Below are 13,552 nucleotides of genomic sequence, written 5' to 3'. Positions count from 1 at the left end.
AATCTTAAAATCTATACCACTTGTTTTATGTCAATTGCATGAAACCCTAGTCCAACAATCAACTAATGGGCTATATCGCAATACATGGAATCTTAAATAATATAAATCACGCGAAGCTATATTGTTAAAATACGCATTTTAGGGATACGCTACGGGGCAAGACATTGGGATATAAACACCCAAAGAGATACAGCGACACCTAAGAATCAATATGATATATTCTCAAATATCACATTTATTGTAATATACACAAAATGTCAATATACAATAAATTACACATTGTTATAGAGCGATCATTACACGGCTAAAAGCAAGACTTACGCAACGCTTAGTCGTTTTCTCCCCTTAGCTCGTCTTGCATTAATCACTCTTCGCCCATTCTTTGTTTTCATTCTTGTGCGAAAACCATGAGTTCTTTTTCTCGGTGTATCATGTGGTTGATATGTTCGTTTCATTATCTGCTACCTTTTTATAGAATTTTAATAAACAAAGCCTGCAATAATAGCATACTTTTGTTATTTTTGCAAGATTTAAAGCTTTTAGAATCTAGCCTATTTATTAGGCTTATTGCTCATACAAAACACTTTTTCAAAAAGTAATCTCATTGCAAAATCACTTTGCAAACAAACTTTTTGCATCATAGCTTAAAAATTTATGTCCATGTCGTAATTCTAAAAGGCGATTATATTTCGCATTTCTCTCACCTCTTGCAGGCGCACCCGTCTTTATTTCTCCTGCATTAACGGCAATGCTTAAATCTGCTATAAAAGAGTCTTCACTCTCGCCACTTCTATGGCTGATAATGGTTTTGTATCCACTTTTTTGAGCTAGTCTTATGGCTTCCATTGTTTGTGTGATTGTGCCGATTTGATTTGGTTTTATAAGGATTGCATTTGCAATGTTTTTATTAATACCATCTTGTAATATCGCCGTGTTTGTTACAAATAAATCATCGCCTACAAGCTGGATTTTTTTACCGAGTCGCTCTGTCAAATACTCCCAACCACTCCAGTCATCTTCACTCAATCCATCTTCTATGGATACAATGGGATATTTTTTTGCTAACTCTTCGTAATATGCGACTAAGCCTTTAGAATCTAGCTTTTTATTCTCACCTTTTAAATTATAGATTCCATTCTCATAAAACTCACTACTTGCAATATCAAGAGCTATGCTTATATCTTCCCCTGCTTTATATCCAGCCTTTTCAATTGCTTGAATGATATAGTTAATAGGCTCTTCGTTATTTTTTAGATTCGGTGCAAAGCCGCCCTCATCACCCACACCCGTGCTTAAACCCTTATCGTTTAGAATCTGTTTTAGCATATGATACACTTCCACACTTGCACGCAACGCCCGTTTAAAGCAATCAAATCCAAGCGGCATAATCATATATTCTTGAAAATCCACATTGTTATCAGCATGACTCCCACCATTAATGATGTTTAGCATAGGGGCAGGCAGTGTAGTCGCATTAATACCGCCAAGGTATCTAAAAAGCGGAATCTTTTGTGAGTTTGCACTAGCCCTTGCTATCGCCATAGAAACGCCAAGTGTAGCATTTGCTCCAAGCCTTGAGTAGTTTTGTGTATTATCGATATTTTTTAGCATATAATCAATGCTTGTTTGCCTATATGCTTCCATACCTACAATATCTCTTGCTATCTTTTCTGTTACATTCGCACATGCTTGTAACACGCCCTTGCCTAAGAAACGCATATTATCTTTATCTCTAAGCTCTAATGCTTCCTTTTTTCCTGTGCTAGCTCCACTTGGGACAATCGCACTGCCTACACTGCCATCACTCAAAACCGCCTTAACGCAAATTGTGGGATTACCACGACTATCTAGCACTTCAAACGCATCAAGTTCTTTAATAATTGCCATTTATATCCTTTAAACCTATGAAACTTTAATGTCGCTTATTTTAACATATTGAATGTGGTTTTTATGTTTTCATTTGAGATTCTGCATTTTTTAAGCGTATTAAAATTATATGTTAGATTTTTATTTTAGTTATATTTCCGTAGAAGCATTTATGCGATATGATTCATGCTCAGATATCTTTTCTTTTCATAATATGTATTAAAATGATAGAATCTTAAACCGCGTTTATTATAAATACTAAAAGTTATATGAAATATAGAATCTTAACTAAAGGGAAAATATGAAACAAGCAAACACGCAAAAAGATGAGAATAATTCTCATACAATAGATAACCCACCCATTATCATAGGTAAAAATGTTTCTTTTGGTTACAATGGGGAAAAAATTTTTGAATCTGTAAATTTCGAGATTTTACACAAAGAATTTCTAGGAATCATAGGTCCAAATGGTGGCGGAAAAACAACTTTTATAAAAATTTTACTTGGACTTTTACCAGATTTTACAGGGGAGATTCACTATCCAAATAGAGATCTTTTTGCAAATAAAAAAGAGATAGGCTATGTGCCACAAAACACACAAATCAATATAAATTTTCCCATAATGGTCATAGAAATAGTAGAAATGGGGATATTAGAAACAAAACTATTTGGATATAGAGTAAATAAGAAACAAAGAATGCGAGCTTTTGAGATTCTTAGCAAACTAGGCATTGAGAATCTTGCATATAAAAAAGTCAGTGATCTAAGCGGCGGACAAAGACAAAGAGTATTTATTGCGCGTGCATTAATCGGCAATCCAAAGCTGTTAATTTTAGATGAACCGACATCAAATATAGACACACAAACACAGCTTGAGATATATAAAATATTAAAAACAATTAACGAATTTCATACTATAATTACGATCAGTCACGATATACCCATAACTTTAGAGTATGCGACAAGAATTTTGCATATTAATAGGGCAATTCATAGCCATGAAACACCACACATTACGCTGAATAAAGATGGGCATATTTGTGAAATAGATATTTTTCAAGATTTTGCAAAGAATTGTAGCGAAGGGAGATAGGTAATGAATGAGTTTGATGTCGTCATTATTGGCGGTGGAGTGAGTGGTTGTTGCACTTTTTACACATTAACAGAATATAGCGATATAAAGAAAATCGCAATCATAGAAAAAGAAACAAAACTAGCACAAATAAGCTCAAGCCATAAGGCAAATTCACAAACAATACATGATGGTTCTATAGAAACAAATTATAGTGCTGAAAAAGCCAGAAAAGTAAAGTTATCCGCACAAAAAGTTCGCAATTTTTGTTTGAAAGAAAATCTACAAAATAAAGTCATTTATAATATGCAAAAAATGGCAATTGGCGTGGGTGATCATGAATGTGAAGTTATGACGAAAAGACATGAAGAATTTCAACATATTTTTCCCGGGCTAAAATTTTATACAAAAGAAGATATTAAGGCTATGGAGCCAAAAGTTATAGAAGGGAAAAGTGGTGGGGATAGACCTGAAAATGTAGTTGGTTCTGGTTTTGATTCTGATTGGTGTGCAGTAAATTATGAGGCTTTGAGTGAGTATTTCATACAAAAAGCAAAAGAGAAAAATCCACAAAATGAAGTATTTTTAGGTTTTCGTGTTAATAGGATTGAAGCAAAAAATACAGGTTATGCCATCATTGGTGCAGATGGCAGAGAGGTTTATGCAAAGTTTGTGCTTGTTGATGCTGGTTCATATTCATTGCCTCTTGCTCAAAGGGCTGGTTATGGTTTAGAACTTGGCTGTTTGCCTGTTGGCGGGGATTTTTATTTCGCACCAAATCTTTTAAAGGGAAAAGTATATGGTGTGCAAAATCCTAAGCTTCCATTTGCAGCATTGCATGGCGACCCTGATGTATTCGTGGAGGGCAAAACAAGGCTTGGACCAACCGCACTTGCTACATTACGACTTGAAAACAGCAAACACTTATTTGATGTCCTTAGCCCAGATTTATTAAAGCTTGATCTGCACCTAGATGTGATGAAAGTTACTTATGATTTATTGAGTGATTCTGAAATTAGAAACTATGTTTTACGCAATCTTTTCTTCCATTTGCCTTTCTTTGGCAAAAGACTTTTCATAAAAGACGCACAAAAGATTATCCCTTCACTCAAACTAGAAGACATTACATTTGCAAAAGGCTATGGTGAGGTGCGACCACAAGTCGTTGATAGGACGGCTAAAAAACTTGAGTTAGGTGAAAAGAAGATACGCACAGGAAAAGGCATGACTTTCAATATGACACCTTCACCGGGTGCGACCTCATGTTTGCAAAATGCAATGATAGATTCTGAAGAAATCGTTGCATTTTTACACGCAAACTTTGATAAAGAAAAATTCTTAAGAGAATTATCACCAGAAGAATTGCAATAGATTTATATCTGTCAATCTATGTGGGGGGATTGTAATCCCACAATCTACTTTTTCTACTATTTTTCAAAGATTGATAAGGCACAAGCATATCGATATACATAAGAAAACGAATGCATTCTTTTTGCTTGTAGATTTTTACATTGATTAAAAATTTAATGATTGTCGCAGCTCACTTAAAATGCGAAAGTTCTTATTTGAGAATCTAATCTTTGTTTAGACTCCATGCCGGGCGTTGCACTGCGTTCAACATGACAAGCCGTTATGCTAGAATCTAAAAGTCTATAGCATAAGACCAATATTGTTTTATTTAAAGTATGATCAAGCACAATATTAAATAACTAGCTTAAATTGCAAAAAAATAATTCCTAAAATACATACAGTGTCTTTAATCCAATAATTTAATGCAGCTTTAAATTAAATAACCCATGAAATGTCTTAGTTAGTTAAAAGAGATTCCAAAAGTCTCTCTTTTGCCTGTGGATATGCCTTAAATAAAGCTTCTAGTTGATCATAATTGCGTTTTTGTGTGCAGTTAATCTCCCAGAGATTTGGTGTCTCGCTAATGGCTACACTAGATTCTTTGGGGTGGTCTAGACTACCTTTGATAAGCACTTTTTCTACACCATTTAGCACACTCATAATAAAAAACCATAAGTCATCGTTATAAGGACAAAGTTGGCGGATATTCTCAATGTTAAAAAACTCGCTAGGGAAGCTTTTTGGTGGATAGAGAATGCCAGAGACGCCAACACCAGCAAGGGCTAAGTGCGGGCGGTCCTCTTTGATGATTGACTGGTATTTTGCAAATGGCACATTAAGCATATCTGCTATCAAATCATCATATACCATATTTGCGTGAATGCAATTAGGAAACTTTTTATAGGAAGTTAGCAAAAGAGAAATGAGACCAGGATCATACATCTGGTCATCATCAATGGTGATAATTAAATGTTGCGGATAGAGGTCTATCGTATAGAATAGCTTTTTATATGCACGCAGATTCTCTTGCACGAAATGAATGGTGATTAGGTCTAGTTTGGCAAAGATTCTAAGAATGTAGGGGAGATTGTGAGTTGGAAACTCTTCTTCACTTAAGAATACTGCGACTTTAAAATGTTTATAGTTTTGTTGAAAGATTGAAAATAATGTATGATGAAGATAACTAATCCTTGCAGGGAAAGAAGTGATACTCACAACAAGCGGCGGATGGTTTAATGGGCTATTTTTTGTGGCATTTGGTTTTATATGCTTGTTGTTTTCTGGGTTTGGTGTGTCTTTGATGCTAGTTTGTTTGTCGTTTGGCTCATTGTCTGGATTGTTATCTAGTGGGGTTGTGTGGGAGTGGTTTATAGCAGATTTAGCCGCCATCTTCTGCTTGTTATGAAGTATGTTGTAGATAATCTTGTGAGATTCTGTATCATGTTGCGTTTGGTTATCATGCTGGGGTTGCTGTGGGCTTTGATTTTTACAAAGCGTTTGCCCCCCCAATGTATTTGCCGTATGCGATTTTTATAACAAACTTTGTGATTTCAAGGTTTCTAATACCTCTTCTTGTCATAAAAAACAGATGTGTTGCTCTTTTTTCACCAAGCAGAACTCTTAATGCTCTCTTAATAACTACTTTCATGTTTATCCTTTACAAAAATTTTAAATTTTGTCATTTTCGCATACGCTCTATAAGCCCATAACAAACACAAATGATAAGATCCTAGAATCTTGTCATTTTTGCAAGTGTGGGCAAGAGCTTCGCTCGTGCGAGCCATAGGCGAAAAATCTTTTTAGATTCTAAGGTTTTAGATACTTCGGCTAACGCCTCAGTATGACACGGATTAGAATCTAGTTTCTAGTAATTGTCATGTTGAGCGAAGCGAAACATCTAATAACCCAAATTCTAAAAAAAGATTTTTCAAATGACAAGATTCTAGAATCTAAACAAGATATTTCATGCATGACAACTGCTAGATTTCAGATTCTAAAAACAATCTCTCATTGTAGCAAAAATGTGTTAAAAGGTGTGTGGGTTGTATTGATTGATTAAAGCGATATGATGATATTTAGGATCTTGTAGGTTTATTAATGCTTGCAGTTTTGCTTTCATATCCTGTAATTTTTGTGCGACTTTTACTTGATTCTATTTGTTGATACATGCCCTATAACACAAAAGGTGTATCCTGATACACAGAAAAGTTAAGCCAATTTCTAAAAAGCACACTCGCACTTGATTTCCACGAGAGTATCGGCTCCCCATCTTCCCCAAAATAATCAAGCGGTTTTGCTATCTCTAAGCCTTTATTTATATCTCGCTCATACTCTAATCTTAGTGTGTCTTTGGCATATTCTGGGTGGGCTAGGATATAAAAGTCTTTTTCATCTTTTAACGCACTAATGCCACAAAGCTCACTCTCTAATAGAATCTTAAGGCTAGAGTTTCTAACCGCATTTTCATCAATCCCAGCGTGCCTTGAATGAGGCATTCTCACAATAGAATCTAGCCCATTTAAAAGCAAATCTTGCGTAATGATTCTGTGTGAAAACACACCAAACACCTTTTCTTTTAGTATAATCTTTGAAATATTGTGAAAGTGATATAGCCCTGCCATAGCCCCCCAGCACAGATACATCGTGCTTGTGCAATGGCTTTTTAGATAGTCCATAATCTCTTGTAGCTCATTCCAATACGCCACATTTTCAAACTCCAAATGCTCAATGGGCGCTCCTGTAACAATCGCTCCATCAAACCGCCGCCCTTTAACTTCGCTAAAATTTACATAGAATCTATCCAAATGGCTTTTTGGCGTGTTTGTGCCGATATAGCTTGCCGTGGATAAAAGCGTGATTTTCACCTGCAAAGGCGAGTTTGCAAGCAGACTTAGAATCTGATTTTCTGTTTCAATCTTTGTAGGCATAAGGTTGATTAAAAGCACTTCAAGTGTCCTAATATCTTGCGTTTTAGCCCTTTTTGCCCCCATAATAAAGGCATTTTGACTAAGCAGGGAATATGCGGGAATATCTTCTGGGATAACAATGGGCATTTTTGCTCCTTCTAGATTTTATTTTTCTATTGCTTGTTTTAAATCGGCGATTAAATCCTTGCTAGATTCTAGCCCAATGCTTAAGCGAATCGTGCAAGGTGTGATACCCCCGCTTTGTAGCTCTTTTTCACTAAGTTGAGAATGCGTGGTGGAAGCGGGGTGAATGATTAAAGACTTTGAATCCCCGATATTTACCACCATCGCAAAAATCTCTGTGCTATTGCAAATCTTTTGTGCCGCCTCATAGCTCTGTGCCTCAAAGCTAATAAGCCCAGAGCTTTGAGAATTAGCGTAATATTTCTGCAAAAGGGCGTGATATGGGCTAGATTCTAATCCGGGATAAGCCACACTTTTTACCAAGCTATGAGATTCTAAGAATCTTGCTACATCTAGCGCATTTTGACTATGCTTTTTAATGCGAAGCTCTAGCGTCTCTAGCCCTTGCAATAGAATCCACGCTGATTGCGGGGAGAGTGTCGCGCCGATATTTCTAAGCCATTCAGTGATAAGGCGAATGCTAAAGCAAGGCAGGGGCAATGAAGCATAGACTAGCCCGTGATAGCTCGCATCTGAGGTATTAAACGCAGGATAGCGGGGATTGTCTTTAATAAACTCATTTAGCCCGGCTCGCTCAATCACCGCCCCACCTAACGCACTGCCCTGCCCATTGACATACTTGCTAAGGCTATGCACGGAAATATCCACGCCAAAATCAAAGGGCTTGTGTAAAAAGGCAGTCGCCACCGTGTTATCACAAATGCTTATAATTCCGTGCTTTTTAGCAATGGCAGTGATAGCGGTGCTATCAGCGATTGAAATAATGGGATTTGAAATGCTCTCAAAAAAAATCGCCTTTGTTTTAGAATCTATCACAGATTCTAAAGACGCGATATTATCAATGTCAAATGTCCTTGCTTCAATGCCAAAGCGTTTTAGCGTATGCGTAAAAAGCGTTTGTGTGCCACCATAGACTTTATTCGCAAAGATGATATTATCGCCACTCTCCGCACAATTTGCTATCGCATAGAAAGTCGCCGCACTCCCACTTGAAGTAGGCACACCAAAGACACCGCCCTCAACTGCTGCAAGTCTCGCACCTAGCACATCGGTTGTTGGGTTTGTCAAACGCGTGTAAATATTGCCTAGCTCTTTTAGTCCAAATCGTGCTGCGGCTTGCTCTAAACTCTCAAAGCTATAAGCGATGTTTTGATAGATTGGCACACTCATTGTGCGTTGGGTATCATAAGTGTATCCTGCGTGCAGGGCGAGTGTGTCTTGGGTGTAGTTATTATGCTTTAAATTTGCCATTGTTTCTCCTTATCTTTTTCTTTGCGTTGTCTTTTTGGTGCTTTTTGCAGATTTGCAAGTGTGGATTTGTTGCTCCGCAACTGCATCTGCGGTGTCGGCTCGGTCATTTGCCTTTAGCAAACTCCCTTCGCCTCCACCTTGAAAACTACAAAACGAAGTTTCTTTAGAAAATCACTCAAAAATACTGCCGCAAATGTTTGTTGTAGTTTCTTTAGTCAAAGATACTTCTACAAAACTATTTTTCGCTTCTTTGGTGCTTGTAGAATCTTTGTCGATTTAGAATCTACATTTCTACTAGCTTTTACCTAAAAAACCTTGCTTTTGCTTTAAAGATTCTAACCTTGTGAAACTTTATTTATTTCACATCAAAGTAATATAGAATTATTTTTAAAAAATATTCTAAACTTTAAAATATAGAATCTTACTTTAGAAATTAAGTTCTAAATTAATAGGCATATTAACACAAAAAAATGAAAATACAATATGTAATATATAAAAAATTACAAAAAAAATATAGAGAATGTTACTTTTTTAATCTATTGAAATATGGCTAATTAGTTTCTGTGTGTTATTAAAAAAAAATAAAAATGTGAGTAAATAGGGAGCGACTCAATAAGTCTAAATGAGTTTGTGATGTTTGCTATTTAAGCTATTGTTGAAAAGAGCCATAACGCATAAGTTTATCATAGCGTTTTGCAAGATAGTTTGGAGTGTTTCTTATTTGTTCTAAAGATTCAAGAAAATAAGCCTTGATTTTCTCTGCAGCTGCTACTTTATCTCTATGAGCGCCACTCAAAGGTTCTTGTATGATATCATCGATTAAGTTAGCTTTTTTTAATTCTTGTGGTGTTATTTTCATAGCTTTTGTTGCGGCTTCAATCTTTGTTGGGTCATTCCACAAAATCGCAGCACAACCCTCTGGAGATATAACGCTAAAGATAGAATACTCCATCATGGCTAACCTATCTGCTACGCCGATAGCTAAAGCACCACCGCTTCCACCTTCACCAATAACAATGGATATAGTCGGCACTTGTAGCATGGCAAAATCCTGCAGATTCTTTGCGATAGCTTCGCTCTGCCCTCTCTCTTCAGCTCCAAGCCCGGGATAAGCCCCTGCAGTATCGACAAGCATAAGCACAGGGATATTAAATTTTTCTGCCATTTTTGCTATTCTCAACACTTTGCGATAGCCTTCTGGGTGGGGCATACCAAAGTTTCTTGTAATCTTATTTTTTGTGCCACGCCCCTTTTCTTCGCCGATAACAATAACGCGTTCGTTCTCAATCTTTCCCAAAAAGCATACTATTGCCTTATCATCACGAAAATGGCGATCGCCAAAAATCTCATAAGAATCTTGCATAATCAATTCAATATAATCAAGGGCGTAGGGTCTGTCTGGATGTCTTGCTAATTGTAATTTTTGATAGTCATTCAAATTTGCATAGATTTTCTTCATTTCATCTTGCAAATCTTTTTGTAGAATTGACACGGCGGCATTATCATTTCGCAATGTTGCTGATTCTATATCTTCTTGTAAAAGCTTTAAACGCTGCTCAAAATCTAAATATGTAGCCATTATTGACACTTTTTGAAAATCACAACACCATTTGTGCCACCAAAGCCAAACGAATTACTCATAACACTTTGAAGTGTAGCGGAACGAGCGGTATTTGGGACATAGTCAAGATCGCAGAGATCATCTTTTTCTTCTTGATTAATAGTTGGTGGTATTACGCCTTTTTCCATAGCCATAAGCGATATAACCGCTTCAATAGCACCAGCCGCACCTAAACAATGCCCTATTTGTCCTTTTGTAGAGCTGACAGGTGGGACATCATTGTCAAACACACGCTTTAATGCTTGAGTTTCATGCACATCATTATAATATGTGCTTGTGCCATGTGCATTCACATAGTCGGGCTTAATATTTGCCATTTGCAAGGCTTGTTTCATAGCGCGATACGCACCCTCGCCTTCTGGAGCAGGGGTTGTAATATGATTTGCATCACTGCTTTCACCAAAGCCACATAACTCGCCATAAATATATGCACCACGAGATTTTGCACTCTCATAATCTTCAAGCACCAATGCACCTGCACCTTCACCCATAACAAAACCATCGCGTTTTTTGTCAAATGGTCTTGATGCTTTGCTAGGTGTATCATTGCATACACTCAAGGCTTTCATGGCTGCAAATCCACCAATGCCTATTTCACAAATAGAAGATTCTGCACCTACAACAAGCATTCTATCAGCACAGCCAAGCATGATAGTCTTAGCCGCTTCAATAATGCCATGCGTACCTGCCGCACATGCAGTAACGCTTGAAAGATTCGGTCCTTTAATCCTATGTGCGATAGATACAAAGCCACCAAGCATATTTACAAGTGCAGATGGAATGAAAAAGGGGCTAATGCGTCTTACACCCTTTGTATGCCATGCAATAGCATTGTTTTGAATGTTTTCCAAGCCACCTATGCCTGAAGCAGAGCTAATACCAAAGCGATCGGCAACATCTGGCAAAACTTCTAAGTTTGCATTTGCAAACGACTGCTTACCTCGTGTTATGCTATCTTGCAAGGCTTCCCTAGCAGATAACAAACCAAGCTGGATAAATCTATGTGCCTTTTTCACTTCTCTAGCATCAAGGACAGATTCTGGATCAAAGCCAACGACTTCGCCTGCAATCTGCACGGGAAAATCTGTAATATCAAAAGATTCTATTCTTCTAATGCCACAATTTCCCTTTACAATATTGTCAAATGTAACATCTTTATTTAGCCCTAAAGCATTCACCATGCCAATGCCCGTTACTACAACTCTTCGCAATATGGCTCCTTAAGCACAAATAAGTATAAAGTTTAAGTAACTCGACTTACTTATTCGCAAGAATATAATCTACAACATTTTGCACGGTTTTAATTTTTTCTGCTTCTTCATCTGGAATCTTAATATTAAACTTTTCTTCCAATGCCATAATAAACTCAACAACATCAAGGCTATCTGCATTCAAATCTTTTGTAAAATCAGACTCCGGCTTAATCTCGTCTGCTGCAACTTTAAGCTCACTTGCTACTAAATCTTTCACTTGATTATAAACTTCGATAGAATCCATACCTAAACTCCTAATTTTAAATTACTTCTTAAGCCATATTGTAGTCATAACTCACTGCTTAAGAAAAGCAAAATTATACATAATAAGTGTTAATAATATCTATAAACTTAGCTATATAACAAAATATTATAATATTTTCTTGCAATGCTTATTTGTGTATCAACTCTTATTGAATGTTTTATTAAGTCTAATTTATTCTAAAATACTCTCAATCATATTATGACACAAATCTTTATTAACCGAAGAAGTCATAAGCTGTTTGTAATGATGAAGTAGCATTTGCAATGAATGAGAATTATCTATCAAATAATAGTTTTGAATATATGCAAACAATGCTTTTTGATTAAAAATCTCTGTGCCACTTATTAGCACATTGGCGAAAGTGGCTGGTTCAAGCGGATTATGCCCCCCAACTTTTGCAAATGCCCCACCAAGTATCACAATATCGCTAATCGCATAGAAGTTAATAAGGCAGCCCATCGTATCAACAAGTAAAATATCTGCGTGAATCAGATCTAAGTCTAGTGTAGAATCATTTTGCAATTCACTTAGACAAATAGTCTTTCCATATTGTTTGCAAAGCTGAAATACAGACTGAAACCGCTCTGGGTGTCGTGGCACAATGACTAATAGATTGTTTTTAGAATCTTTTTTTATTGTTGTATAGTCTTTAGTGGCGTTGTGAAGATGGGTTTTGCATTCATATCCTTTATTGTGATTGTTTATAGAATCTAGATTCTCTACCATTTGGGTGGGTGCAGGGTGCAAGGGTGCAAACTTTATAGAATCTAGATTCTTGTCATTTTGAGTGCGTAGGCACGAGAAATCTTTTCTAGATTCTATATTAGAATCTTGTTTAGACTCTTTTATCATTTCCAAGTCTTTAGATGTTTCGCTACGCTCAATACAACAATTGCTAGAATCTATATTCTTTTCATTTTGAGTCTCCAAAAAAGGTGAAAAATCTTTTTTAGATTCTGTATTTTTAGACATTTCGCTTTGCTTAATATGACAAGGTTTAGACTCCATATTTTCTAAAACTTCACTATCACTTTCCCATAATGCCTTTGCCTTACTCCACGCATTTAGCACAAATTCTTCTTCGTTTGTATGTGTGCTTGCTGCAACAATGATTAAAGATTCTGGTTTTTTATACGCTATCTTTGGTTTTATAGGGTTTAATAGCTTGAGATTCCCGATTGTTTTTACATTTTTTGCCCCCAAACTCTTTAGCCTTTCTGTGTCTTCATCGCTTTGAGATAATACAGAATCAACAAATGAAAAAAAATGTTTATAAAAGATTCTAAGCTTTTGATAGCGTTTTGTGCTACGCGTTGAAATTCTAGCATTAACTAATTTTGTAGTCGCCCCCTTATGCTTTGCATATACAAATAACATAAGCCAAAGTTCGGCTTCAAACACAAAAAGCTTTTTACATGTCGGTGCAAATAATGGGATAAAGGTCTCAAAAGGCAAATAATCAATGCTAAGATTCTCATATTTTGCATAAAGGTCTTGTGCTTGTTTGTATCCAGTCTGTGTGATAACGCTAAGAAATATGCTTTGTGTTTTGGGGATAGATTCTATAAGGGTTTGCAGGGACTGCACCTCGCCCACAGAACAAGCATGTAGCCATATATCATAGCTTTTTTTTGAGTGATTTTTGGGGATTAAAAAACGAAGGGGAATGCTTTTTTTATATTTTTCTCTTAATGATAAGGCACAAAGCAAGGGCAATGCAAGGACATGCAAGAAACATAAAAGAGTGTAGTAAATAAAAGTCAT

14 protein-coding genes are annotated in these 13,552 nt (G+C 36.4%); 3 read left to right on the top strand and 11 right to left on the bottom strand.

Translation table 11 applies throughout. The annotated features are described in order from the left end of the window. Positions 1-317: 317 nt before the first annotated feature. A complete protein-coding gene (rpmH, locus tag C6H08_RS01310) occupies positions 318-455 on the bottom strand; it encodes a 50S ribosomal protein L34 (RefSeq protein WP_080732230.1) in 138 nt (45 codons plus the stop codon). A 157-nt stretch (positions 456-612) separates the two neighbouring features. Beyond that, positions 613-1,887, bottom strand: coding sequence for a phosphopyruvate hydratase (gene eno / locus C6H08_RS01305; protein WP_034565105.1), 1,275 nt, complete (start codon positions 1,885-1,887; stop codon positions 613-615). Positions 1,888-2,167: 280 nt separating this feature from the next. Between eno and C6H08_RS01300 the strand changes: the two genes are divergently transcribed. Together C6H08_RS01300 and C6H08_RS01295 are read left to right on the top strand one after the other, a co-directional pair. After that, entirely contained in the window at positions 2,168-2,959 is a 792-nt protein-coding gene (locus tag C6H08_RS01300; protein ID WP_034565107.1) for a metal ABC transporter ATP-binding protein, read from the top strand. A gap of 3 nt (positions 2,960-2,962) precedes the next feature. Beyond that, positions 2,963-4,309: an FAD-dependent oxidoreductase gene (locus C6H08_RS01295; protein WP_034565109.1), complete on the top strand. Its 1,347-nt coding sequence runs from the start codon at positions 2,963-2,965 to the stop codon at positions 4,307-4,309. A gap of 173 nt (positions 4,310-4,482) precedes the next feature. Here C6H08_RS01295 and C6H08_RS12230 read toward each other — a convergent pair whose 3' ends face one another. The 3 genes from C6H08_RS12230 to C6H08_RS11700 form a co-directional block, all read right to left on the bottom strand. Then, positions 4,483-4,605, bottom strand: a complete 123-nt coding sequence (locus C6H08_RS12230; protein ID WP_267892850.1) for a hypothetical protein — start codon at positions 4,603-4,605, stop codon at positions 4,483-4,485. A 139-nt stretch (positions 4,606-4,744) separates the two neighbouring features. Further along, entirely contained in the window at positions 4,745-5,797 is a 1,053-nt protein-coding gene (locus C6H08_RS01290) for a glycosyltransferase family 2 protein (protein ID WP_233708423.1), read from the bottom strand. After that, on the bottom strand, positions 5,775-5,936 hold the full coding sequence (locus C6H08_RS11700; RefSeq protein WP_233708422.1) for a hypothetical protein: 162 nt from the start codon (positions 5,934-5,936) through the stop codon (positions 5,775-5,777). The genes C6H08_RS01290 and C6H08_RS11700 overlap by 23 nt, the downstream gene beginning before the upstream one ends. Positions 5,937-6,164: 228 nt before the next feature. On the opposite strand from C6H08_RS11700, the gene C6H08_RS11185 reads away from it, so the two are divergent. Then, positions 6,165-6,347, top strand: a complete 183-nt coding sequence (locus C6H08_RS11185; RefSeq protein WP_138196205.1) for a hypothetical protein — start codon at positions 6,165-6,167, stop codon at positions 6,345-6,347. Positions 6,348-6,459: 112 nt separating this feature from the next. Here the strand turns inward: C6H08_RS11185 and C6H08_RS01285 are convergent, their stop codons facing one another. The 6 genes from C6H08_RS01285 to C6H08_RS01260 all read right to left on the bottom strand — a co-directional run bounded on the left by C6H08_RS01285 (position 6,460) and on the right by C6H08_RS01260 (position 13,552). After that, positions 6,460-7,341: a homoserine O-succinyltransferase gene (locus C6H08_RS01285; protein ID WP_034565113.1), complete on the bottom strand. Its 882-nt coding sequence runs from the start codon at positions 7,339-7,341 to the stop codon at positions 6,460-6,462. Positions 7,342-7,359: 18 nt separating this feature from the next. Next, a complete protein-coding gene (locus C6H08_RS01280) occupies positions 7,360-8,649 on the bottom strand; it encodes an O-acetylhomoserine aminocarboxypropyltransferase/cysteine synthase family protein (protein WP_034579627.1) in 1,290 nt (429 codons plus the stop codon). Between the two features lie 649 nt (positions 8,650-9,298). Continuing rightward, positions 9,299-10,228, bottom strand: a complete 930-nt coding sequence (gene accA / locus C6H08_RS01275) for an acetyl-CoA carboxylase carboxyl transferase subunit alpha (protein ID WP_034565115.1) — start codon at positions 10,226-10,228, stop codon at positions 9,299-9,301. Further along, positions 10,228-11,481, bottom strand: coding sequence for a beta-ketoacyl-ACP synthase II (locus C6H08_RS01270; protein ID WP_034565117.1), 1,254 nt, complete (start codon positions 11,479-11,481; stop codon positions 10,228-10,230). Before C6H08_RS01270 ends, accA begins: the two co-directional genes overlap by 1 nt. 46 nt (positions 11,482-11,527) lie before the next feature. Then, positions 11,528-11,767, bottom strand: coding sequence for an acyl carrier protein (acpP, locus tag C6H08_RS01265; protein WP_004086276.1), 240 nt, complete (start codon positions 11,765-11,767; stop codon positions 11,528-11,530). A 192-nt stretch (positions 11,768-11,959) separates the two neighbouring features. Then, positions 11,960-13,552, bottom strand: coding sequence for a glycosyltransferase N-terminal domain-containing protein (locus C6H08_RS01260; RefSeq protein WP_034565119.1), 1,593 nt, complete (start codon positions 13,550-13,552; stop codon positions 11,960-11,962).

The organism is Helicobacter bilis, assembly GCF_900198365.1.
GTDB classification, from domain to species: Bacteria; Campylobacterota; Campylobacteria; order Campylobacterales; family Helicobacteraceae; genus Helicobacter_A; species Helicobacter_A bilis_B.
Note: the sequence above shows the minus strand (reverse complement) of the source record. Positions and strands in the feature narration are given on the sequence as shown.